The sequence below is a fragment of the Affinundibacterium amnicola genome (assembly GCF_014284275.1).
In the GTDB taxonomy this organism is placed as follows: domain Bacteria; phylum Pseudomonadota; class Gammaproteobacteria; order Burkholderiales; family Burkholderiaceae_D; genus Undibacterium; species Undibacterium amnicola.
This window is the reverse complement of the sequence record NZ_JACOFU010000005.1, coordinates 303,281-328,920: the sequence shown is the minus strand read 5'-3', so window position 1 is coordinate 328,920 and position 25,640 is coordinate 303,281. Positions and strand designations below refer to the sequence as shown.

Annotated in this window: 14 protein-coding genes; 2 read left to right on the top strand and 12 right to left on the bottom strand. The window is 47.2% G+C overall.

The annotated features are described in order from the left end of the window. Window positions 1–42: 42 nt before the first annotated feature. The 12 genes from H8K33_RS13840 to H8K33_RS13785 all read right to left on the bottom strand — a co-directional run bounded on the left by H8K33_RS13840 (window position 43) and on the right by H8K33_RS13785 (window position 19,039). Complete coding sequence (locus tag H8K33_RS13840; protein ID WP_222613422.1) at window positions 43–1,818, bottom strand: hypothetical protein; 1,776 nt, start codon at window positions 1,816–1,818, stop codon at window positions 43–45. Further along, window positions 1,776–3,974, bottom strand: coding sequence for a hypothetical protein (locus tag H8K33_RS13835; protein ID WP_186891621.1), 2,199 nt, complete (start codon window positions 3,972–3,974; stop codon window positions 1,776–1,778). Before H8K33_RS13835 ends, H8K33_RS13840 begins: the two co-directional genes overlap by 43 nt. Next, window positions 3,958–5,037: a BatA domain-containing protein gene (locus tag H8K33_RS13830; protein WP_186891620.1), complete on the bottom strand. Its 1,080-nt coding sequence runs from the start codon at window positions 5,035–5,037 to the stop codon at window positions 3,958–3,960. Before H8K33_RS13830 ends, H8K33_RS13835 begins: the two co-directional genes overlap by 17 nt. Beyond that, window positions 5,034–5,918, bottom strand: a complete 885-nt coding sequence (locus tag H8K33_RS13825) for a DUF58 domain-containing protein (RefSeq protein WP_186891619.1) — start codon at window positions 5,916–5,918, stop codon at window positions 5,034–5,036. The genes H8K33_RS13830 and H8K33_RS13825 overlap by 4 nt, the downstream gene beginning before the upstream one ends. Before the next feature lie 44 nt (window positions 5,919–5,962). Continuing rightward, complete coding sequence (locus H8K33_RS13820; RefSeq protein WP_186891618.1) at window positions 5,963–6,967, bottom strand: AAA family ATPase; 1,005 nt, start codon at window positions 6,965–6,967, stop codon at window positions 5,963–5,965. A gap of 1 nt (window position 6,968) precedes the next feature. After that, the gene (locus H8K33_RS13815) at window positions 6,969–7,589 is read right to left on the bottom strand and encodes a DUF4159 domain-containing protein (RefSeq protein WP_186891617.1); all 621 of its coding nucleotides are present in this window, start codon (window positions 7,587–7,589) and stop codon (window positions 6,969–6,971) included. A 124-nt stretch (window positions 7,590–7,713) separates the two neighbouring features. Continuing rightward, entirely contained in the window at window positions 7,714–9,042 is a 1,329-nt protein-coding gene (locus tag H8K33_RS13810; protein ID WP_186891616.1) for a TldD/PmbA family protein, read from the bottom strand. 64 nt (window positions 9,043–9,106) lie between these two features. Then, complete coding sequence (locus H8K33_RS13805) at window positions 9,107–10,744, bottom strand: TldD/PmbA family protein (protein ID WP_186891615.1); 1,638 nt, start codon at window positions 10,742–10,744, stop codon at window positions 9,107–9,109. 52 nt (window positions 10,745–10,796) lie between these two features. Next, the gene (locus H8K33_RS13800; protein WP_390318874.1) at window positions 10,797–12,131 is read right to left on the bottom strand and encodes a TldD/PmbA family protein; all 1,335 of its coding nucleotides are present in this window, start codon (window positions 12,129–12,131) and stop codon (window positions 10,797–10,799) included. Window positions 12,132–12,153: 22 nt separating this feature from the next. Beyond that, window positions 12,154–13,791 (bottom strand): TldD/PmbA family protein, encoded by a 1,638-nt coding sequence (locus H8K33_RS13795; protein WP_186891613.1) that lies wholly within the window; start codon window positions 13,789–13,791, stop codon window positions 12,154–12,156. A 484-nt stretch (window positions 13,792–14,275) separates the two neighbouring features. Continuing rightward, entirely contained in the window at window positions 14,276–17,932 is a 3,657-nt protein-coding gene (locus H8K33_RS20100) for a bifunctional diguanylate cyclase/phosphodiesterase (RefSeq protein WP_186891612.1), read from the bottom strand. Window positions 17,933–18,034: 102 nt separating this feature from the next. Next, window positions 18,035–19,039, bottom strand: coding sequence for an adenosine kinase (locus H8K33_RS13785; RefSeq protein WP_186891611.1), 1,005 nt, complete (start codon window positions 19,037–19,039; stop codon window positions 18,035–18,037). A gap of 406 nt (window positions 19,040–19,445) precedes the next feature. Here H8K33_RS13785 and H8K33_RS13780 point away from each other — a divergent pair, with 406 nt between their 5' ends. Next, window positions 19,446–24,350, top strand: a complete 4,905-nt coding sequence (locus H8K33_RS13780; protein ID WP_186891610.1) for a PAS domain-containing protein — start codon at window positions 19,446–19,448, stop codon at window positions 24,348–24,350. After that, a complete protein-coding gene (locus H8K33_RS13775; RefSeq protein ID WP_343043825.1) occupies window positions 24,347–25,315 on the top strand; it encodes a diguanylate cyclase in 969 nt (322 codons plus the stop codon). The genes H8K33_RS13780 and H8K33_RS13775 overlap by 4 nt, the downstream gene beginning before the upstream one ends. Window positions 25,316–25,640: the final 325 nt, after the last annotated feature.

Sequence of the window (25,640 nt, the reverse complement as noted above, 5' to 3'; positions counted from 1 at the left end):
TTCGGCGGCACTTCCTTGCTCGCCAGTGCTTGAGACCTCTGCTTAATAATTTTTCTGTTCGCGCCACCACAGCAGTAACAATGCAAGGATCAAACCCAATGCCCACGGCCAAGTTGCTAGGGGCTGATGTAGAGGTTTAGCATTTGGCGTCTGAATCGGTGCGAGCGCCTGCATCGCCTTAGTGTCCGCGCGCGCTTGCGCTCTTTGCCATGCTGGCCAATCTTGTGGCTGATACACATAAATCGCACCCGCTGGTGTTACGGTTGCGTCCTTGCTGTTCGCTGATTCAGGGTGTGTGACGACAGCCTGCCAATCTAACCATGCAGATTTTTCTGGCCAAAATGCAGCACAACGCGCATCCGCTTGATCACGTACTGCCTGCAATGGCATTCGCTTATTCAATAATGGAAATACGAGCGTCGCTTGTTGCAAACCTTGTCCACAAAAGCGTAAGTGTTGCCCTACGATCGGCATCTTAGGTTCGGTGCGAACTTCCCACTCAGCGCGTTTTTTTACTTGCGCCTGGTCTAAGATATTTTGCCACCATGCTTGTAAAGAATTCGTCGCACTGATTTGATAACGATGCCAATCAGCGACGCCAAGCCAAACAATCTGCCCTTGCCCCCAAGCACGCTGCGCCATCCAAGTTTGTGCTGTTGCTTGAACCCAGTAAGCATCCGATTTAACTTGCGGTGTCCATGCGGTAGATTGCAAGGACATCAAAGGATCAATCACGACTTCTTTCGCAGTATCGGTCGCTTGCAAACGCAAGCCAAGCTCGCGTCGCCATAGCGCCGTATCGCTGGCATTCGCACCCAGTATCAATAAGGATCCACCGGCAGCCACTTGTTGCAACACTTGCGCGCGCGCTCTCGAACTTTGTTGTTCGAAATAAGCGGCATCTTGGACGAATAAATCTGGGTTTGATGTATCCGCATTCGCGATTGAGTTCGATTGTTCTGCCGTCTCTGTTTGTGCAGTCTCGATGCGCGTAACAGTTTTACCCAACTTGGTTTGCCAATCTAACTTTGCCTGACTTTGGCTGAGCATGGCATTCAATACCTTGCTATCGAATGAAGGCGCAGCAAATCGACCTTGCACCAATAAATTTTGCGCGGCGATGACTTCTAAAGGAATCGGGCCCTGTTCAAGCACACGCCCCTGCTGATCAAGAATTTTTGCTTGCAACACCAAACGCTCTGCGGCCGGTGGTAACCATTGCAAACTGAGTCGTTTATCACGCCCACGCGTTTCTGCTAAGACTTGCTGATTCTCTGCAAGTAGTTGCAAACGCCACTCACCATCGACATGCTGACGTTGCACACTTAAATGAAAGATGCGGCCTTGCCTTATTTGCGTGGGGAAATCGAGTTCTATTTCAAGTCCTAGCACTTCGGCAGCTTTAGCCGAGCTTTGTTTAGGCACATCAACAGATTCAATACGGATAGGTAAGCGCGGCAAATCTTGCCACTGCGCCCAGCGTAAGCCGTCACCTCGCACTAGATAGGAATCTGCACTTTGACTCTGCTGTAATAATTGCGCCATGTGTTGCTGACTTTGCCTACCATCAATCAGCATCGGGTTCGCCATCAACGGCAGACTCGGCTCGACGATCATCATAGAAAAGCACAGTCCAGCGGCAACGATCAGCGCGGCATTGATGCGCTTACTTTGCCGCCAATAGACGAGTGCGGACAAAATTGCGACCAAGATCACGCCTACACATAACACGATCTGCCAATTTTCAAGCACCAGATGAGAAGTGAGACTCTGCATCATCGTTGCACCTCTTGCTTCAGTTGCACCAACTTCTTCCATGCTTGTTCAAATTCGCTCTCACGTTTTGACTGAAACACAGTCCGCCCTTGCAGAATCAACTCCGCCTGCGGAATTGCCTGACGTAGCCATGCCGCCAACACTGGTCGGCACTTTAAGCATCCATTTTCCACATCTAAAATCGCTGCCTGTGCTGCTAAGCGCTGTTCTTCATTACTGAGATGTAAGGCAATCCATGATCGCGCTGTTTTTGACCATAAGGCGGGCAACACGGTTTCGGATTGTAAAGCGCGCAGTAAATTCTGCAAATCTTCTGGGACGATCTGTTGCGCGGCATCTTGTTTCTTCTGTGTATTTTTTAAGTCCAATACATCACCAGTCAAACGCTTTTCTTCCTTAATCGCTGGCGGGGTAAATGCAGCTTTATGCAAATAGATGCGATCAGCTTGCTGCAATTGCTTAATCGCTTCCAAGGCTTTGTTCTCTGGCGCTAAAGCGCTTGCCGGACTAATCGCACGCAAAGCTTTTTCAGCGTCCCACATGGCGACCAAGGCGCGGCGTAAAATCTTCTTCGTTGCTTCATCAAACAAAGTCGCATTTTCTTCTTGATCATGCGCATGTCCATATTGCGCCGCTAAATTCTGTGGAGCAGCATCACCGTGATCATGTCCGTCATCGGCACTATGACCTTCTTGGTGATCCTCATCGCCAAATAAGCTCGATTCCTCGCCAAGAAACTTGCCGTACCGACGACGTAGAGTTCCCTGATCGCCCGCTATCGCTTCACTACGCGTGCGGATCAAATTCGGGTTCATCTTTGGATTCGCCTTCATATCCGCGATCAATTGTTCGGTGTCGATAATGATCTGACGCTGACTACGCAATGACTCTGGTTTAGCCAACATAGGTAAGGCCGAAGTTTCTTCCGCTTGGGCTTCAGGAGCAGGCAAACGTAAGGTATAGGTCGCTGAACGACTAATGTGAGGATTCTTATCCGCGTTATCGGTGGCGCGCACAAAGAAATACAACTCATCACCCGCTTCCATCCCCAATTCACTTAATGACCAGGTTTTATCCCACTGCCGCGTTTGCGGATTTTTGCCCTGAGGGATAGGTAGCTCTTTATCGCTGAAACGGATATTCTCGCCGCTGCCACGCGCCAAAGTCATATGCATCGTGGCCTGATTAATTTTGTAATCATCATCGATACGCATAGCGATCTTGACTTGCCGCGCATCGGGCGACAAGATTTGCAATAACTCACTAGGTTGCTCAATCTTGATTTGTGGTGCTTGGTCCAAAGTCACTTTCAATACCGTGCGGCTTTTCCCTGCGTCACCACTCCAACTCCAAAAGACCGTTTCACTCGCCTGCCAACTTGCGCACAGCGTTGATGTTTCTTTCAACTTTGTGTTTGTTGTTGCCTGCGTTTGTGTTTGCACTTGCGTCTGCATTTGCTTGTGGTCATCAGACACAGTAAATGGAATCTCTTGTCCATGGCTGAGTGTCAAGGTTGGGTTTGGCTCACCGCTTTGATTACCCTGTATGCACCATTTCACCAGGCTATTTTCGGGAACTTGTAACTCTTTAGGCGCAGAGTTAACACTTGCCAAGCCAGTATAAGCAGGAGGTACAACGTGCATGGACATACGCCATTGCGCATCTACCGCATTGCGCTGATCCGCAACAGCACCCGGTTTCGTTGATGCTTGCATAGACAGAAAAAACACCAGCAAGGCGCTGATCCAACTCACAGCGATCAAGCTACGCGGAAAAGCTAAATGCTGTTGTACCAATTGCCGACAGGCTGCGGGATGCAGCACTTGCGTCACGCGACCAAGTAGGCGTTGTTGCTGCAAGTGAAGCAGCGATGAGTTCTTGGCACTTTTGTTGGCTTGATTTTCCGCCAGTTTTTCTGCCGACTTTTCGACCAATAGTTGCACGCTGTCTTCAAGTTCTGGAAACGCCGTATTAGCCCAAGAAACCCAAGCCTTTTTTATCTGAGTACGCAGCCACCATGCATGCAAGGTGATCAAACCAAGGCCGATAATGAGTATCCAGAATTGCCGCAAAATGATCCACGGTGCCAATACCGCTAGCCACGCGAGTAAGTTGTGGCGACAAGCTGCCCGCCACAGTCCTTGAGAAATGGACACGAGCATGGCGCTGGTATCTTGTGGTTCAGAGACGTTTGACATGACTTACCATTCGCTCCAACGCAAACACCACTAACAGACACATTAATAAAAAACGACGCGTATTCTCTTGCTGCCCCGGCACAGCAGACTCGGCGCGTGGCAAAGTAAATCCGGTGAACGCAAAATCCATTTGTGGCGCTTTACTGTGTTGCCATGCGCTGTACCATTGCCTGGTTTCTTGTAAACTATTAAAGGGCCAACGACCTGTCTCATCGGTCAGCCAATAACGGACTTTTCCTTGTTGGTATTGACGCAGTTTCAATCCAACTAAGATAGGATTATCTTGCGCGACAAGGTTTGTTGGGATTCCGCCTGCTGGCCGACGCATCCACCAGTAAGGTGCATGCCAATTGGCTGGCGGCACTTCATTGCTATCCCAAATAATTAAGTCAGTCTTGGCATCGGATTGTTGCTGCCATACATATTCATCGCGTCCATCACCCGCCACGGTGAACGCGCGAAACAATGCTTGCCAGAGCTCAGGGCGATCACTACGCAACATGAGATGGTGCGTGCGGGTTGGCGCTTGGCGTGCATCGGCTTGAATGCGCACCTCAGTTGATAGATGCAATTGTGGTAATTCGGCGTTGAGTGGCAGCTGACCTGTCTTGGCCGCGATCAAAATGCGAGCGTCTGCTTTCCACCAAGCTTGCTTCTGCTCAAGCCAATACAGAATCTGTGTGCTTTGAATATCGCAATCACGACGCTCGCAAAAGCGCTGCTGCTTTGCATCCTGCATACCGGTTTCTTTGAGCTGTTGCTGCAACCATGCCGAATCCACACCGTCGGCTACCAACACCGTATCACCACGCCAAGCGACAAATAAGCTAGCGAGGTAGGCGAGCACGATTATCAAAAGCAAACAACGCAATAGCATCAATAACCATTCACGCCAACGCCACACACGAACTAATTGTGGATTTGCCGCGGCTAAGAATTTTGCCGTCGCCAAAATTTTTCGTTGCGCGCTTTCACGTCGTTGGCGCAACCACCAAATTGGTAAAATCAACAGTGGCAATAACAACCACCATGCAGGACTCAAGCCAAGATTCCAGTTCATCATGCGCGTCCTGCTAACTTAAGCCAATCCCGTAGGGTCCTGCCGACATCTTGTTCGATACAAGCACGCAAAAAAGGAATGTTCACTTGTCGGCACTGCTGTTCCACCCGCTGAAAATGCGCAGTATGGGCAGCCAAAAATTCCACCTTCGCATTGTCGGAGAATTTCACAGGATTGGCATGGTGTTCGGGGTCGACATACGCCGTATCAGAAGGAAAGCTGGCTTCGCATTCTGCCTTTGTTTGCAGACACAGGGCACGCACATCATGCTGCATATGACGCAAACGCACCAAGCTTTCAGAACAAGCAGATGGCCATTCCAGAAAATCACTAATCGCAAAAATCAAACTTGGCGCACGCGCAAAGTGCAGCTGCGTTTTAAGCAGCGCGGCATCAGGCAAGACGCCGGCAGGGTCCGTTTGCTTTAGCTGTGCCATTACACGATGAAATTGTCGTGGGCCACGCGCCGCCGGAGTAATCTGCAAGCGTCCTTGTTGCGCAATCAATAAACCAAAAGCATCGCCTTGACGCTGCGCAACCGCTGCAAGACAAGCAAAAATCACGCGGGCAAAATCCAATTTGGTAATGCCCGGAATCTGATAACTAGGTTCAGCCATTGACGCACTGGCATCTAGCCACAACCAGATCGCGACATGGCTATCGCGTTCTGCTTCGCGTACATAGTAACGATCATTGCGCGCTAATAATTTCCAATCGACTCGACGCCATTCATCGCCTGGCGCATAAGCACGATATTCTGAAAACTCGACACCTGCACCGCGCTCACGACCTGCGTGCAAGCCGTGACCAAGCCCCGCCAGTACATGGCGAACAATCAAATCCAAATCCTGGCTATGGGCCAACAAAGAAGCGCTATCAAGCATAAGCGGTCATGCGAATTTCAAATATTATGGCAAACGTGATGACACTATTCGACGCGTATCTGCTCGCGTAGCGCAAGCAAAATATCCGCAATCGCGACACCGTCGGCTTCTGCTTCAAAGTTACGCAACACACGATGTGCCAATACAGGCAACAACATCGCTGCCATATCATCACGCGTCACAGCCAATCGTCCATGCATTAAGGCGCGTGCTTTAGATGCTAGCACCAGCGCCTGACCTGCACGAGGTCCAGCACCCCAACCGACATGTTTGCGCACGCTGTCGACCGTCGTCAGTTGTGGTCGGGTAGCGCGGATCAGACGCGTCGCATAGCGCACTAAATGTTCACCCACTTCAATATCGCGCACCAAACTTTGTAATCGCAACAGACTCGCCACATCCATCGCACTCACCGCGTCAGCGATGCCAGCGTGCGTGGTGCGTTCAACCATCAACATTTCTTCGTCTTCACTTGGGTAGCCAACATCGATACGCAATAAGAAACGATCTAATTGCGCCTCTGGTAAAGGATAAGTGCCCGCCTGCTCAATCGGATTTTGTGTCGCTAACACAAAGAAAGGTTTGGGCAAACGATGCGTTTGCCCAGCAAAGGTCACACTGCGCTCTTGCATCGCTTCAAGCAATGCGGATTGGGTTTTTGGTGGCGCGCGATTAATCTCATCAGCCAGTAAAACTTGCGTGAATACAGGACCTTTTTGAAAGCGAAAAACACGTTGGCGCGTGCTGGTATCTTCTTCCAAAATCTCCGTACCAACGATATCCGACGGCATTAAATCGGGCGTAAATTGCACGCGACGAAACTCGAGATCTGTAGCTTGCGCTAAGGATTTCACTAACAGTGTTTTACCTAAACCGGGCACCCCTTCAACTAAGGCATGACCACCCGCCAACAAGCAAATCACTAAAGATTCAATCACCTCTTTTTGCCCAATAATCACTTGCGACATACTGGCGGTCAGGGCATGCACCTTCGCACTCAAATCGGCGACTTCGGCCTCACTCCAACTAATTGGCATACTCGACTGCATACTACGCTCCTAAAGCATACTGAATAATATTGACGGCAAAGCGGGTGTTATCGACCGCTAAAAACCGCTTATTCCGAAAATCATAATCCCATTCGCAACCGTAATCTTTGTTGCTATATAAAAGGCGAATACGACCATTGATCTCAACCGCTTTTAAATAATCATGCACGAGATCATCGCCCCAACCATTGAGTTCAACGCTGGTATTGGGCGGGCCATCAAAACGGAAAAAGCAGGAATACAAAGGATGGTTATTGGGAATTTTCTTTAAGGCTTTGATACCGAAAATTTGCGCGATTTCAGCTTCAAAAGACTTTGCGAACAAACCATCGATATCGTGATTGCAATCGTCTACAAAAAGAAAGCCACCGCCTTTAATGTAGCGCTCCAAGTGCTTACGTTCGGTCGCACTCAATTGCACTAGCTTATGTCCCGCCATGTAACAAAATGGCGCCTCTAGAATTTTAGGATCAGACAGTGCCGTCACGCGCTCTACGGTATCCACCCGCAAGGTCGTATACTCAACGAGTGAATTTAAAATGTTACTCGGCATACGGATATCTACATCCCAGTCGCCAGAGTCATACATTACACGGGTGAAGTAAAAATCGAAATTGGACATGCTGTCTTAATAAGGCAGGAACGAGCGTTTCAAACAAACGAATGTGGAAACGGCGAATGCTTTTTCACCGTTTCCAATTTGCACTGATTCAATACGCAACAAGAATATTGAGATCAGCCAGCAATTACACCGCGTCCGACAAAGAAGTAAAGTTAAAGTCACGCAACTTCATCGCTGGCACCACCGATTTGCGACCATCGCCAAACACTTGTGTCTTGCCCAAATCATCAATATTGTTCAACATCGTGACGGGGCTTTCATTGAAGCGGAAATTTTTGACGGGATGTTTGACCTTGCCGTTCTCGATATAGAAAGTACCATCGCGGGTCAAGCCTGTTACCAACAAAGATTGTGGATCAACGGAACGGATATACCAAGTACGCGTCACCAAAATACCTTTCTTGGTCGAGGCAATCAGTTCTTCCGTCGATTTGGTACCACCGGACATAATCGTATTGCCTGCACGACCGCGCGGCGCGACACCTTGCTTCTTCGCCCAGAAATTTGAATACTGCAAAGACTCGATCTTGCCATTCTTGACCATAGACATAGGCTCACGCGCCAACATCGATCCGCTATCCCATGGACTCACAGGCGCATCAGCATTCCAAGGATCGGTCCAGATATTCACCTGTTCATCAAACATTTTCTCGCCAAGACGATTACCACCACCTTTTTTGGATAAGAAACTGCGCCCCTCATCGGCCTGACGTGCGTCAAATGCATTGAACATAAAATTCAAAATATCGGAAGAAGCTGCAGGTTCCAGCACCACCGTATAACGGCCCGGTTCTAAGGCTTTGGCATCGACGGAACGCATCGCTTTTTCAATCGCAATTTCAGACGCTTCGCGCGGATCAAATTTACTCACGTCATTCGCGCTACGTGTCACCCAGCCAGAACCGCGACCATCTTCGGTACGGGCGGTACAACTAAAACTCAAATTCGTCGATTCTTGAAAGCCAAAAACACCATTTGAATTCGCAATCACTTCAAAGCCCAAGGTATCGAGGAAAAAGCCCGCAGAAACGAGTTTATTTTTCTTTGCCAAGCTAATGCTTTGTGCCGCTACTTCTGCACGGTATTCAGGATCAATCGCGGCAGTTTTTTCAAAATAAGTCGGAGTCGCTTTAAATTCTTGCTTGCTTGCCGCTGGCATAAATTCTGGATTTTCCGGTGCCAAACGGGCGATATCTTCGGCACGACGTACGGCTTTTTCCAAAGATTTATCATCAAATTCATTGATCGTCGCAGTACCTTGGCGTTTGCCAAAAGCGACGCTAACCGACAACTGAGTATCTTGATTCAAACCGGCAGTGGAGACACTATTTTGTGCATAACGAATATTACCAGCGCGGCTACCTTGAATCACAACGCGGCATTCATCGGCTTTTGAAAATCCAATCACACGGTCACAGATGCGCTTCGCTTCTTCTTGAGTCATTTTCTTCATCATATGTTTCCTATTTTTATTGGCTTATTTTGTAAGGGTATTTGGTTTAGCAAAATACAATGGATCAAGCAATTTTACGTGCTGTGTTGATCACATTAATGCCGTTAAACCGCGTTGTACTGGAGCCATGCGAGACCGCACTGACCTGACTTGGTTGGCCTTTTCCGTCAAAGAAAGAACCACCCATGCGCCAATCTCGATCATCACAAATCGCACTACAACTATTCCAAAACTCTTGTGTATTGGATTGATAAGCGACATCTTCAACCGGGCCAATGATCTTGCCGTTTTTGATTTCGAAGAATAATTGACCACCAAATTGGAAGTTATAACGTTGTTGATCGATAGAATAAGAACCACGACCTAAAATATAGATGCCCTTCTTGACGTCTTTCACCATCTCGTCCGGTGTCAAAGGTGTTTTGCCAGCGGCTAAGGAAACATTTGGCATACGCTGGAACTGTACGCTGCTCCAACTATCGGCATAAGAACAGCCATGCGATTCTTTTTCATCAATGATATGTGCTTGATCGCGCGTCGCCTGATAATTCACCAACACGCCGTCTTTGATGATGTCCCAACGCTTGCCTGCTACACCTTCGTCATCGTAGCCAACTGCACCGAGCGAACCAGGTGTGGTTTTATCGGCGAAGAAATTGACGCGATCAGAACCAAACTTAAATTTCTTCGTGCGCCATTTATCCAAGGTCGCAAAACTGGTTCCTGCATAGTTTGCTTCATAACCAAGAACGCGATCGAGTTCAGTTGGATGTCCGACTGATTCATGTATCGTTAAGAACAAATGATCTGGACTCAAGACCAAATCATATTTACCAGGCTCAACCGATTTCGCTGCCAATTTTTCACGTGCTTGACGCCCCGCTTCGCGCGCCTCTTCGATCACATCCAACGAGTTCTTATACAGCGTGACAACACCGCCTGCTGCTTTCACTTTGTCTTCTGGCTTGGCATCGAAGAATTCAAAACCCATGCCGACTGGTGAAGACAAGCTTTCACGACTGCGGAATTTGTTGGTCGCTTTATCGACTGCAGTTGCCGTCATCGGTGCCCACAAGCGATGGATATCTTGATCAATGTAGGAACCATCCGTAGAAGCGAAATACTTTTCTTGATTCACTTGGAATAGATTGGACTGCATAAAATTCGCACCCGCCTCTAAACCAGCGCGATTAGCTGCGATCAGCATATCCGCTTTTTCTTTTACCGGAACAGTACGCCAATCTTTGGTAAATGGTGTCGCCCAACTCACTTCGCCGACACCTTTTACTGGCGCCAAAATCAAAGGCTCACTCTGTAATTTCGCATTCGCTTTAGCAATCGCCACCGCTTGTTTCGCCATGCTGGCAACCGCATCCAAAGACAAATCATTGGTTGAAGCAAATCCATAAGCACCACCTGCAATCACACGCACGCCCACGCCCATCGATTCCGTGTTGACGATATTTTCTACTCGGGTGTCACGCGTGGTGATGAATTGGTTCACATAGCGACCAATGCGCACATCGCAATAACTCGCGCCCGCTTTGGTCGCCGCATTCATCGCGGCATCTGCCAAACTTTTCTTAAATGCTTTACCAACGGGATTTAATAGTTCTTCTGCGGCGATCGCATTCCCACATACAGGAATAATCAAACTGCCGGCGGCAATACCACTAATCTTTAAAAAGCTACGTCGTTCCATAGCAACTCCTGAAAAAATACTATCGTGAATAATCTTATTTTGTTGGTTTGCTCTACACCGCGTCGGATAGAGAAGTAAAATTGAAGTCACGCACTTTCATCGGCGGAATCAACATTTGGTACGGCACTTCATCACCAGCAATGATGACTGGCTTACCGATTTCCTCAATATTGTTCAACATACTGATCGGGCTTTCATTGAAACGGAAATTTTTGATCGGATACATGATCTTGCCGTTCTCAATGTAAAACGTGCCATCACGCGTTAAGCCTGTTAAGAGAACCGATTGCGGATCGACCATACGGATGTACCAAGTACGTGTCACCAACACACCTTTTTTGGTATTAGCGATTAACTCTGCTGTCGTTTTGTCGGTTCCTGCCATGATCATATTGCCATGGCTCGCCATAGGTGCGACTTGCTGTTTCTGCGCCCAAAAGCGCGAATATTCGAGCGAATTGACTCTGCCATTTTTGATCACTTCGGTACGTTGGCGCGGCAACATGGCACCATCCCACGGCAACACACCGATCTCTGGATGCCAAGGATCAGCCCAAATATTAACCTGCTCATCAAACAGCTTTTCACCGAGACGATTACCGCCGCCTTTCTTCGATAAGAAACTGCGACCTTCATCGGCTTGACGGGCATCAAAATTGCCGAGCATATTGCCGATCAAATCGGAAGTGGCGGCTGGTTCTAAAATAACCGTATAACGACCAGGTTCGAGCGCTTTGGCATTCAAAGAACGTTTTGCCTTATCCATCGCCACATCGACAGCTTCGCGCACATCGAAACGGCCGGCATCGCTAATCGAGCGCTTGACCCAACCAGAACCGCGACCATCTTCAGTACGCACGGTGCACGTAAAATCTAAACCTGTTTGGCGCTGAAATCCAAACACGCCATTGGAGTTAGCGATGCAGCTAAAACCATTGTTATCAGTAAAAAAACCTGCGCCGACCAATTTGTTTTTGCGACAAGCTTCCACCGCATACGCAGCGACTTCGGCACGAAATTCCGGATCGATATCCGCTGTCTTTTGATGAAAAGTTGGTGATGCTTGAAAGCTTTGCTTCGTCACTGCTGGCATGAACTCAGGATTTTCTGGTGCCAAGCGCGCCAAATCTTCTGCACGTCGCACCACTTTTTCTAAGGATGCATCATCAAATTCGTTGATAGTGGTAATGCCTTGTTTCTTGCCAAAGGCAACTGCCACCACCAATTGCGTATCGCCAATCACCCCTGAAGTAGAAACGGCATTGCGGGCAAAACGAATATTCCCTGTACTGCCGCCACCGAGCTGCACATTGCATTCGTCTGCCTTAGAAAAAGACATGACTTTATCGCAGATACGTTTGGCTTCTTCTTGGCTAAGTTGATTCAATAGTTTCATGATCATCCTCGCCTTAAGCAATCTTACGTGCTGTGTTAATCACATTGATGCCATTAAAACGCGTAGTGCTAGAGCCGTGCGATACCGCGCTCGATTGACTTGGCTGTCCTTTGCCATCAAAGAAGGAACCGCCTAAACGCCAATCACGCTCATCACAGGTCGCACTGCAGGCATTCCAAAATTCTTGGGTGTTCGATTGATAAGCAACATCTTCTAATTGCTCGCCAATCTTGCCATTCTTGATCTCGAAATACATCTGACCACCGAACTGGAAGTTAAAGCGCTGTTGATCGATAGAGAACGATCCATCACCAACGATGTAAATCCCTTTCTTCACGTCTTTCACCATCTCATCGGGTGTCAGACGTTTTTTGCCTGGAGCCAGAGAGATATTTGGCATACGTTGGAATTGAACGCTACTCCAGTTGTCTGCGTAAGAGCAGCCATGGGATTCGGTTTGACCGAGCATGTGCACTTGATCGCGGGTCGCTTGGTAGTTGACCAAAATACCGTCTTTAATGATGTCCCACTGCTTGCAAGCGACGCCTTCGTCATCGTAACCAACCGCACCGAGTGAACCAGGTACAGTTTTATCGGCGACGATATTCACATTGCTGGAGCCATATTTGAATTTCTTGCTTTCCCACTTATCAATCGTGGCGAAACTCGTGCCTGCGAAATTAGCTTCATAGCCAAGTACACGATCAAGCTCAGTTGGATGACCAACGGATTCATGTATCGTCAACCATAAATGTTCAGGGCTTAAGACCAGATCATACTTGCCTGGCACGACTGATTTTGCCGTCAATTTTTGTTTGGCGCTGGCACCACATGCGCGTGCATCGGCAATCAGGTCGTAGGAATTTTTATACAAAGTGGCAACTCCACCAGCTGCTTGTACTTTATCTTCTGGACGTGCATCGAGATATTCGTAACCCATGCCAACTGGCGCTGACAAACCTTGACGGGTACGGAATTTATTTGTTTTGGTATCCACCGCGGTCGCACTCAGAGGCATCCAGAAGCGGTGTACATCTTGGTCGATATAAGAACCGTCAGTCGACGCGAAGTATTTTTGTTGATTGACCTGGAACATCACCGATTGCATAAAGTTCGCACCCGCCTCCATCCCAGCTTTGTTCGCAGCTAGCAGCAATTCTACTTTTTCTTTGATTGGTACGGTACGCCAGTCTTTCTTAATCGGCGTCGCCCAACTAACTTCGCCAACACCTTTCACTGCGGCTAAACGCACAGGTTCCGTTTGCAATTTGGCATTCGCTTTCGCAATCGCCACCGCCTGACGCGCTGCTGTCGCGATACTGTCCGGTGACATATCGTTGCTGGCCGCGAAACCATAGGCACCATTGGCGATCACGCGCACACCGACACCTGCGGATTCCGTGTTGACGACATTCTCGACGTTCAAATCACGGGTAGAAATGAACTGATTCAGATAACGCCCAATCCGCACATCGCAATAACTGGCGCCCGCGGTTGTTGCCGCGTTCAAGGCGATATCCGCTAAGGTCTTGCGGACTTGATTAGAGACCGGCTTTAGCAATTCTTCAACTTCAATCGCACGCGCAAAGGAAGGTAGTAAAAGACCGCCTAGCGCAGCACCACCCATTTGTAGAAAATCACGTCTTTGCATCACATCTCCTTTTTTCTCGATATTGTTGGTCACTGCAATTCTGTTTCTTCGACCTATTCGACCTATGTAAGCTTGTTCCTATGCAGAGGTCACTCTCCACTGATTCTTGACGATACGTCTGCTGCTTGACTAAAGTTTGGTGTTTCCAAGTCAGACAAGTAATCAGGCGTACACGTTAAGAAGATAGGACTAAGTTCATCACGATAAGTTCCAGATTACTAGAATTTGGACAGTGATTTGTGACTATTTATTCAAATAGAAAATGGAAAGTTCTGGACACGTCTAAGCGCATTTGCAAGACATGATAAATAGCATTGCAAAATTAACTTGCTCTTGATTTATTGGCGCCTATTTATAGACTTACACAAAATTGCATTGACCAGAGCCTAACATCGTAGGGTGCGCCGTGCGCACCACACACATCAATTACGATTTCAGTACGCACGGCGCACCCTAGCGTATCAGCATCAGTTTTGTGTAGCCTCTAAGAATAAGAGATTTGATAAGCCCGCAATGCAAATGCTTCGAACTCGGCAAGTGCTAAAGGTTTGCTATATAAATAGCCTTGATATGCGCGGCAACCTTGTTGTTCAAGGAAGGCTTTTTGCGCCAGTGTTTCTACACCTTCGGCGACTACGCTTAGCCCTAAACTATCGGCCAAAACGATGACCATTTTTGCGATTGCGGCATCGTTCGGATCAATCAAAATATCACGTACAAAACTTTGATCAATTTTTAACTGATCCAAAGGCAAACGTTTCAAATACGACAGCGATGAATAACCAGTACCGAAATCATCTAAAGAGAAACTGACACCACGTTGTCGCAAGCTCGACATTCTGGCGATGACCTCTTCAATATTCGAAATTGAAAATCCCTCAGTCAATTCCAATTTCAGACGACGTGGATCGGCACCCGTCAGATCGATCACATCCGTGACTTGGTCAACAAAATTTTTCTGATGGAATTGGCTTGGACTGACATTCACTGCCAAGGTGAGTCCGGCAAATTCTGGATGCTCCGCCCATTTGGCCAACTGTTGCATTGCAGTGTTTAGCACCCAATAGCCAAGAATCGTAATCAAGCCAGTATCTTCTGCAATCGGAATAAATTCGGCTGGGGAGATCAAACCACGCTCAGGATGACGCCAACGGATTAATGCCTCTGCCGCAAACAACTGGCCTTGATCATTGAACTGCGCTTGATAGTGCAATTCGAACTGATCGTTCAACATCGCATCACGCAAGTCTTCTTCCAGCTCAGCACGCTGTGTCACCATCGCCTGCATTTTAGGATCAAAGAAACGCACCGTATTACGCCCCGCCGCTTTGGCCTGATACATGGCGAGATCGGCACGCTTTAAGGGCTCGGCAATGGTCTCGGTTTTTTCACCGAATAGTGTCACACCAATACTAGGTGAACTGTGATGCTCACTAACACCTAACCAGTAGGTTTGGTTCAACTCAGACAAGATCTTAATCGCCACCGTCTCTGCCTGATTTGCGGCATCAAAAATATCTTCATCGAGATTTTCCAACATCACCACAAACTCGTCGCCACCAAGTCGCGCCACGGTATCTCCCTCGCGGGTGCACAAACTCAAACGCTCGGCAACTTGTCGCAACAGCAGGTCACCATGATCGTGTCCTAAGGTGTCATTTAAGGTTTTGAAATTATCCAAATCAATAAATAGTAAAGCGCCTTTACGCTGATGACGATTGCCCGAGGCTAGCGCTTGTTCCAGCCTGTCCATCAATAAGCGGCGATTTGGCAATTGCGTCAATGGATCATAAAAAGCCAAATTACGAATTTCATCTTCGGCAGTTTTACGCAAGGTAATATCATTAAAAGTACCAACGTAATGCGTGATCACTCCAGCTTCATCGGTCACGCTCGAAATGTTAACCCATGCTGGAAAGGCACTACCATTTTTGCGCTGATCCGCGACTTCCCCTTGCCATGCACCACGTTCGGCGATGCTATTGAGCATGGCAACATAATTACTGTCTTGCTTAAATTGTTCACTTAAAAAGCGCGGCGGCAGACCAACGATTTCGTCAGCATGGAATCCGGTAATCTGATTAAACGATTGATTCGTGCGTAAAATCAGCCAATTCGCATCGGTAACAAACATGCCTTCTTGTGATTCAAATGCGGTGGCGGCAATACGTTGCGATTCTGCATGACGTTTGGCTTCGGTGGCATCATGCCATGCGACATAAATCGACGGAGCACCGTCAAAATCAATCAAAGCGCCCTGCGCCATCACATCAATCGCCGTACCATCGACTTTAACGAACTTGATTTCATAGCTTTGCTCTTGCCCACCTGGTTCATTGATTGTCTTAATTCTGGTTTGTAACAAGTGATGGAAATCAGGATGAATAATCTCGGTGATCGGACGTCCAATTAACTGCTCAGCAGAGCTCGCACCAAGCATGCGAATCGCCGAGGCGTTCACATAAATTAAACGTCCCTTGCGATGTACATTAATTCCCTCTGGCGACCATTCGACCAAAGTACGATGCCGTTCTTCGCTCGCGTGCAAAGCCGCTTCTACTTTTTTACGCACCGAGATGTCACGCACACTCGCTTGTATCAAACTCTTTCCATCTAGCTCGACTAAATTAAGCAACACTTCCGCATCAAAACACGCATCATTATCCAAGCGTTTATGCACCCATTCGCAGGAATACATGCCCTGCTCTCGCGCTAGCGAAAAATAGTGGTTTGATAGATGTAATGAACTGACACCTTCCGATTGAAATTCGGGTGATAAATCGATAGGCTTACACCGCATTAAGTGCTGTCGGTCACGCGCGCCGAATAAAGTGACTGCCGCTGGATTGCAATCGATCATACGACGTACATCCATCACAATCACGGCACTGGCGGTGGCATTGAATAAAGTTAAGTGACGTGCTTCTGACCATGCTAATTCCTGACTACGATCGACAATCGTCGCTTCTAAAGATTCTTGCGCGTTTTGTACCGCATCCGCCATGCCATTAAACGCCTTGGTCAAGGTGTGGATTTCACGTGAGTCATCTGCATTGACTACAGCGCGCACTGCCAAATCACCGCGCCCTAATTGTGCAGCACTACTCGCTAAACCATCGAGTGGGCGTGTCAATCGGCGTGCAAACATCCAAATCAAACTCAGCGCCAACAAGCTAATCAAGCTACCGGCAATCAACAAGAAATCGATATTCTTGAGTAAGCCAGACAACACATCGGTTTTTTTAGTCACCAATACCATCGTCCACATTTGCGTTGGACTCAAAGGCAGATTTCTATAGACCGCAATTAACTCTTCATCGGCTGCATTGCGTTGCGATACACTGCCCTCAAACCCGCCCATTACCGTCTGATTTGGAATGTATAAGGGCGACGTACTAAGTATCTTAGGAAAACTAAAAATCAGATTCGCTTTTGCATCAAACAATAAAGTGGTGCCAAAACGTTTGACCAAACTAGCATCGAGCGTGAGCCTGTCTTGTACAAATAATTCCAAATCCAGCAAGCCGACTAAGATCGTTGATATGGGTGCTGACGCAGTTTCTCTAACGGGTAACACAATCGCTTGTAGCGTATGTGCTGATTGGGCGGCTGGTAAATCGGTATTCGACCAACTCAAAATGTGTGAATCAAAATTTGGCATTGCGATCAAAGCGTTTAAATCTTGATCTGGGATTTTTTGCTGTTGACCCGATGCAGTTGCAGCCAATACCGTTTTACTTTGTAGATCAATCAGCATCAATCCAGTAAAACGCTGAGAACGCAGCTTGCCTAAAATTTGAAATTTCTTTTCTAGCTGGGCGGACAACACCGACGCGACAGCTAAAGTTGATGAGCCTGACGGCTTTGACGATGAAGAGAATAATGTGCGCTTGATCTCATCACTCTCCGCAATAAACATTAAATCGGCACTACTATCTTGCAGATCTGCAATCACCAGGTTTCTTTGCAGATCCGCTTTCATTTCTAGTTGCGCAATCGCACTGAGCAAACGCTCTTCGCGCGCGCCGGTGAGCCCAAGCGAGGGTAGGCCAACATACCACAGCAAAAACAATATCCCCATCGCCGCAATTAACACTGCGGCGAAATATCCTGTAATCCGATTGGAAAAAGAAGTGAACATATTGATTGTTGGCGAACCCTTTTATTGGGATATTGCGAGATTGCGTACTCAGGCGTGCTTATTCACCTGTGTTCACCTGTATTGACCTGTATGGATCTGTACTTATTCTGCAAAAAATTGCGTTCGCAAATCACGATATTGCTGGGCTTGCAAACGTGGGCCATATTGGGTCACCACGGTGGCGGCAGCGATATTGGCAAACTCAGCAGCGCGTGCGAAATTGACACCGCGATGGATTGCATACAAAAATGCTCCTGCAAACATATCGCCAGCACCATTGGTATCAATTGCCTGCACTTTCGGGGCATTCACTTGATGCAGTTGTTCGCCATCAAAGACGACCGCGCCATCTGCGCCACAAGTGATGGCAAATTTAGTCGCAAATTTCTTGAGCAATTCACAGGCTTGTTCAAAACTGTCTGATTGGGTGAAGCCCAAGACCTCGTCGCGATTACAGAAAATCAAATCGACTTTGTCGCCTATCATTTCTAGCAAACCATCGCGAAAAAATTGCACCATCGCCGGATCAGACAAGCTTAATGCCACCTGTGTTCCATGCTGTTGGGCCTGTTCACGTAACTGTATTGCGGCGCGACGACCAGTGGGTGAAGTGACCAAATAGCCTTCGATATAAACATAATCGCTGTCCTTCAAAGCCGCTAAATCAAGCTCATCGACACTGAGTTTTTCACTAATACCAAGAAAGGTATTCATGGTGCGCTCGGCGTCTGGTGTAATCATGACCAGACATTTGCCAGTAATGCCGGCCGGCGGTGTAATGTGCTGAGGAATCGAAACACCAGCGGCTTTCAAATCCGCTAAATAAAACGCGCCGTTCTCATCATTCGCCACTTTGCAAGAATAAAAACTCTGGCAACCAAAATAGCTGGCGGCAATTGTTGTATTGGCAGCAGAGCCGCCACTGGCACGTTTTGATGCCACCAGATGGTGTTCCAACGCCGCAATCAACTCTGCTTGACGGGCTTCATCGACCAGGGTCATGACACCTTTATCGACTTTCATCGCGATCAAATCCGCATCGCTCAAAGTAATTTCGGTATCAACTAAGGCGGCGCCTAGTCCATAAATGGCATAATTTTTTTTCATAGGTGGTGTTATCAAAAGAGGTAAAACTATTACGTTGAATAAATTCTTTTAAAATTTTGTCAGTCTGCCTTGTGGATGCGCCTAAAAATCAAATGAAGATCAAGCGCAGACCAAACAAAGAACAGGCAAAAAAATTTACTAAAATACATCAATATCAATTAATTTCGTCTAATTTTTTCTAATTTTGTCTATACAAGACAAATTCACTGCTTGCGAATGCGATTGACCTGATCAAATTGCCCAATCAATCTCACTGATTCATTCGAGTTTGAGTATTTTGCGCTCAAAATGTTGCATTTTCGCGCAAATTAACACTTCCCCAAAGAAATATTTGATTGACGGCAATATCAAAACCCCGCAATACTTGAAAACTGTCAATCGCTAAGACTTGCATGGACTGTTTTTCGTGAAGAAATTCTGGCTCAAAAAGCAGTGGCTGCTTCCGCAATATCTCCCCACTGCCATCTTCATTCTCGGCATGTGCTTCGCTACCGCGGGCACTTGGTGGCTGAATCATAACGAAAAAAATAAGCTTGAAAATGACTTTCGCAATAAAGCCGAGCGCCTGACCAATGAAATCGAGCAACGCTTTTCAACACCGATCTATGGCTTAAACGGCATCAAAAGTTTATTCGGCGTTAATCAACAACTGCGCTCTGCGGAGTTTAGGGCCGCTATTAAAACACATGATCTCGGCACTGAATACCCTGGTGTTCGTGGTTTTGGATTTATCGAGAAAGTCGCCAAAACAGAGGTTCATCGCTATTTTCAGCAACAAGAAAAAGACAGCGGGAAAAAATTTAGCTTGCAAGCATTTGATGAGAATGAAACCGATACCTGTTATCTCGCCAAATTCTTTGAAACTCCCTACAACAATCATTTTGTTCCCGGTACCGATTTTGGATCGGATCGCCGACGCCGTGCGGCGATCGAATCCGCAATCAGTTCTGGCTTACCAAGCATCAGTTCGCTGATTTATGCACCACCCAAGGCAGAGAAAAAAGCCAGCGTCTTATTATTTGTTCCTGTGTATCAAAATGCCTCGACGCATAACACCACGGCTGAACGCCATGCGACCGTGCTCGGGGTAGTTTACGCGCCGATTTTTCTTGCCGAACTGATGTCTGCCATTCCAGATGTCGACAAAGATATTGTGCAATTCCAATTGGAAAACACCGAATCATTCAACCAAGCAGAGATCACCCGGTTTCTCAGTCAGAATGCCAAAGTCAACGAAAACACCAACATCCCGCAAATGCAATATGCGATGTTTTCCAGCAGCAAATTAATCACCTTTCACAAACGTGATTTCAAATTAACCATCGCCAGTACCGAGAAATTCGAATCAAATCTTCACCGCACGGTGCCGATTGCTTTCTTCATTGCGATGAGTTTAATCAGTGCTCTACTAGCGTCTCTACTGAAAATACAACGGAGTTTCAATGAGCAAATTCAGAAAAAATTAAATGCCGCGGAACGTGATAACGACGCCTTGCTCAGCACACTGAATATGCATGCGATTGTGTCGGTTACCGATGCGAGCGGCGAGATTATCGATGTCAACGAAGCGTTTTGTCGGATTAGCGGCTATCCACGAGAATCCTTGGTCGGTCAAAACCACCGGATTATCAGCTCACAAGAACATTCAAGTGAATTTTGGTCGGATATCTGGTGCAAGATTTCAAACGGCACACCATGGCGCGGGGAAGTCTGCAACCGCGCACGTGATGGCCAACTTTATTGGGTCGATACCTTTATTGCGCCATTCACCAATACCGAAGGAATCATCGAGAAATACATCGCGATCTGTACCGATGTAACGAATAATAAATTGGCAGAGCAACACTTGCAGGCAGCCTTACGTGATAGTGATGCGCTGTTAAGTACCTTGAACATGCATGCGATTGTTTCGATTGCCAATGACGAAGGAAAAATTGTCGATGTGAATCAAGCGTATTGTCGTATCAGTGGCTACACACGGGAAGAAATATTAGAAGGTAATCACAAAATCGTTGCCACGGGCGTGCAGTCTCCCGATTTCTTATCAAATATGTGGCGCACAATTTCGTCAGGAACGCCATGGCGTGGCGAGGTTTGTAACCGTACCAAGGCAGGTAATTTGTATTGGGTCGATACCTTCATCGCACCATTCAAAAACGCCGATGGAAAAATAGAAAAATTCATCTCCATCCGCACCGACATTACCGCCAGTAAAAAGGCCGCCAGCCGGCTCGCCAACCAACGCTCGGCACTCGCTCACATCATCGAAGGAACCAATGTCGGCACTTGGGAATGGAATGTCGTTACCGGAGAGATGCGCTTAAATGAACGATGGGCCGATCAGGTTGGCTATGAACTCAATGAGTTAGGCACACCCAGTATTCAGATTTGGGACAATTTGACCCATCCCGACGATTTGAAGAAAGCAAAAGCCTTAATGTCCAAGCATTTTGCGCATGAACTCTCTTACTACGAATGCGAAAATCGTCTGAAACATAAAAATGGTTCGTGGATTTGGGTACTAACCCGTGGCAGGATTTCTTCGTACACCGCAGTCGGCAAACCCGAATGGGTTTCTGGTACCCAGATGGATATTACAGAGCGCAAAAAGGCAGAGGCTGAATTACAAAAAAGCACGCAACTTTTGCTCACCGTGCGCGATCAATTAACCAAGGCAGCAGAGATTGCCGAGCTTGGTATTTGGAGCTGGGATTTGCACACCAATGAGCTAGTCTTTAACGAACGCATGTTCGATATCTATGAAGTCCCGCAAAATTTAAGAAGCAATAAATTATTCTATGATTTTTGGCGTGCCAAACTTCATCCTGATGATTTAGCCGAAACTGAAGAACGCCTGCAAGGTGCGATTGCCGGAACCCATAGTTATAGTCCAATTTTCCGTATCATCAGTCCAAGCAAAGGCATACGATATATTCAGGCAGCAGGCGGGATAGAACGCGATGAATTCGGCAATCCTATGCTGGTCACGGGGATTAATCGTGACATCACTTTGCAATACCAAGCAGAAGAAGCTTTACGCCACGCCAAACAGGCGGCCGATGATGCGAGTCAGGCGAAATCTGCATTTCTGGCCAACATGAGTCATGAAATCCGCACACCGATGAACGCGATCTTGGGCATGTTAAACCTGCTACGGAAAACCCCGTTGTCACCGCAACAAAATGACTATGCGAGCAAAACCGAAGGTGCGGCCCGTTCTCTGCTCAATTTACTCAACGACATTCTAGATATTTCTAAGGTCGAGGCGGGCAAAATGACGCTCGATCCGCATCCGTTCAAACTCGAACAATTATTAGTTGAACTGTCAGACTTGCTACTCATCAATCTGACCGACAAACCGGTTGATATTTTGTTCGATATTGATCCACAAATCCCGGCACGCTTAATCGGTGATGCGATGCGCTTGCGGCAAGTACTGACCAATCTGGGAAGTAATGCGATTAAATTCACCGGGCAAGGTGAAGTCGTCATTGCGATCCGCGTGCTAGAACAAAGCGCCGATACCGTACATTTGCAGTTTTTAGTCCGAGATACGGGAATAGGCATAGCGCCAGAAAATCACGAGAAAATCTTTAGCGGATTTACCCAAGCAGAAGCCTCGACCACCCGTCGTTTTGGTGGTTCAGGTTTAGGGATTGCGATTAGCCAAGGCTTGGTTGACATGATGGGTGGCAAGTTACAGTTAGAAAGTACCTTGGGCGAAGGTGCGTGCTTCCACTTTACGATTGCGCTACCGATCGCACAAGATCAGACAATGCCATTGGAAGACTACGCCACCAATCAAGTCTCAGATCTCACCATGCATTTGCTGGTGGATGAAGCCAATTTATTTGTTCGCGAACACCTCAAAACAGCCTGTACAGAATTGCGTTTCACCGCAGACTTTATCGATAGCAGTCAATCCGCATTAGAAGCCTTGCAGAGGGAGCAAACACACTATCAAGCGATCTTAATTGACTGGGATAGCATCGAAGCAGATGGCTGGAGTGTGATCCGGGAAATCCGTGATGTCGCATCGGCGCGCTCACAAACCATGTTATTGCTAATGCGTGAAACCGAACGTGCCTTGTTTCAACGCGCTTCACCTAAGGATCAACTGTTATTCGATCATGTCTTATTTAAACCGGTGAATACGCAAAAGTTAGCCAACAGCTTGTTAAAAATGCGTACGCAAAGAAATGTTATTGCGAATAACGCTGTGACAAGCAGTGCGAGCCAGCCCCTACAAAATCTGCGCATCTTATTGGTGGAAGACAATCTCAACAATCAACAGGTAGCTCGTGAACTGCTGGAAGCAGAAGGTGCCAGAGTTGTACTAGCCAATCATGGACTCGAAGCGATCGAATTGATCACCAGCGAACGCCTGCCATTTGATTTGGTCTTGATGGATTTGCAGATGCCAATCATGGACGGTTTTACCGCCACAAAAAAAATCCGTGGAGAATTGCGACGCACCAATCTCCCGATTGTTGCAATGTCAGCGAATGTGATGGAATCAGATAAGATCGCTTGCCTAGAGGCAGGTTTAAATGATCACGTTGGCAAACCCTTCGATTTGCAAAATCTGGTGCAGGTGATCTTACGGCACACCTTCAAAGATGATCAAGTCAATCGTGATCATAGCAATTTGACGATCCCTGAAGATGTGGAGTTAACGACGACAGCAAAGCAATTGGGCTTCGATATTTACCCTGCGCTGAACCGAATTGGTGGCAGGGTTGATGTGTATTTACGCATGCTCGACATGTTCCGCAAAGATTTACAAGCACTGCCAGCGCAACTGCACAGCTGTGTCCCGGATCACTTGAGTACGGCATTACGCCATTTACACACCGTCAAGGGTTTATCAGGCACTTTGGGTGCGAATGAGCATGCCAAAGTACTAGCCCAGATTGAAAAAAACTTAGCCCAAGCCAGTGCAGACAATGACATTCAGGCGTGCCGTCAGCTAATCCAAAAAACCTGTGAACTCATCACCGATTTAGATCTGCAATTAGCAGAACTCGCCAAGTATTTACACGGTCGCAGCCAAACTCATACGCCGGCACCTGCGGATAATGGATTCGCGGTCAATCTCGATACCACGCAATTTCGACGCGGTTTATCAGAATTAGCCGATCAACTTGATAATGCAGATATGGCGGCAACTGAAACCATTCTTGAATTATTACAGCAGTTCGGCTCTGGCTTTCATGAACAACTAAGACCGATAGAAATCGCCATTTCCACCTTAGATTTTAAACTGGCACAATCGCTCTGTACCGATTTGCTAGAAGGATTATCCAAGTGACAGCAAACTCCTATAACCCGATGAATCCAAACGAAGACTTGCTTCCTCTGCCAAGCAAGCCACGACTGTTGGTGGTCGATGATCAGGCTGCCAATATTCAAGTCTTGTATCAGATTTTATCTAACGACTACCAAGTCTTAATGGCTACCAGCGGTGCACAGGCACTGGCTTTGTGTGCATCTAAGCAACCTGATTTAGTCTTGCTCGACTTAGTGATGCCAGAAATGGACGGCTATCAGGTATGCCAACGCTTAAAAGCAGATTCCATCATGCGCGATATTCCCGTGATTTTTATCACCGCGCAAACCGATGAATCAGCTGAGGAAAAAGGCCTGGATTTAGGTGCGGTTGATTTCATCTCTAAACCGATCAATCCGCGCATCGTGCGTGCCAGAATTAAAACCCACTTAATGTTAAAAGCGCAGTCAGATTTATTGCGGAGCTGGGCGTATTTGGATGGCTTAACTGGCGTACACAACCGACGTTTTTTTGACGAACGCGTGAATGCTGAAATGGGACGCGCTATTCGTAATCAAACAGCATTAAGTTTAGTGATGTTGGACGTGGACTTCTTCAAACGCTTCAATGATCATTATGGACATCAGGCGGGCGATGATTGCTTACGACGCGTCGCAAAAACTTTGAAGACCAGTTTGATGCGTTCAGGCGATAACATCGCACGCTATGGCGGAGAAGAATTTGTTTGTCTGTTGCCGGATACGGGATTTGCAGGTGCCATGCAATTGGCAGAAACCATACGCAAAGATGTGGCAAGTTTACAGATAGAACACGCGGCATCTTCTGTCGCGCCATTTGTCACGGTGAGTCTGGGCGTCGGCTGCAAACCAGAGAAAGCGCATGGGAATGCGAATAGCCTCATTAATCTGGCCGACACGCAATTATACAAAGCCAAAGAACATGGCCGTCACCGGATATTTGGCGCTGAATTATTGGTTGATATTTAGTTGGAACTAAGTTGAAACCAAGTTGAAACTGAGTTGACGCTTAGCAGATGCTTAGCTGAATTTGGAGAAATGCTAGCTTGGTTAAGTAGTCATCAAGCCTAAGCCAAATACAGATAATACTAATACTGTTTTAGCTTGCTGGTTTTTCCTGCACGTATAAATCAAAGGCTTCTCTGGAATGGTCAATGTGTTACTTAACACACTGAAAAAAGACTTTGATTTGTACACGCAAAATGAAGAGTGTGAAATTCGCTTCTACATTGTTGGGTCAGTACACCGAAAACACTTAGAACGATTTAAGTCTGCGAAGGTCTGCAAAGCTTTA

Coding starts and splice junctions, on each gene's coding strand:
- H8K33_RS13840 (WP_222613422.1), bottom strand. CDS start 1,818: ATGGAAGAAGTTGGTGCAACTGAAGCAAGAGGTGCAACGATGATGCAG.
- H8K33_RS13835 (WP_186891621.1), bottom strand. CDS start 3,974: ATGTCAAACGTCTCTGAACCACAAGATACCAGCGCCATGCTCGTGTCC.
- H8K33_RS13825 (WP_186891619.1), bottom strand. CDS start 5,918: ATGCTTGATAGCGCTTCTTTGTTGGCCCATAGCCAGGATTTGGATTTG.
- H8K33_RS13805 (WP_186891615.1), bottom strand. CDS start 10,744: ATGGAACGACGTAGCTTTTTAAAGATTAGTGGTATTGCCGCCGGCAGT.
- H8K33_RS20100 (WP_186891612.1), bottom strand. CDS start 17,932: ATGTTCACTTCTTTTTCCAATCGGATTACAGGATATTTCGCCGCAGTG.
- H8K33_RS13785 (WP_186891611.1), bottom strand. CDS start 19,039: ATGAAAAAAAATTATGCCATTTATGGACTAGGCGCCGCCTTAGTTGAT.
- H8K33_RS13795 (WP_186891613.1), bottom strand. CDS start 13,791: ATGCAAAGACGTGATTTTCTACAAATGGGTGGTGCTGCGCTAGGCGGT.
- H8K33_RS13830 (WP_186891620.1), bottom strand. CDS start 5,037: ATGATGAACTGGAATCTTGGCTTGAGTCCTGCATGGTGGTTGTTATTG.
- H8K33_RS13815 (WP_186891617.1), bottom strand. CDS start 7,589: ATGTCCAATTTCGATTTTTACTTCACCCGTGTAATGTATGACTCTGGC.
- H8K33_RS13820 (WP_186891618.1), bottom strand. CDS start 6,967: ATGCAGTCGAGTATGCCAATTAGTTGGAGTGAGGCCGAAGTCGCCGAT.
- H8K33_RS13810 (WP_186891616.1), bottom strand. CDS start 9,042: ATGAAGAAAATGACTCAAGAAGAAGCGAAGCGCATCTGTGACCGTGTG.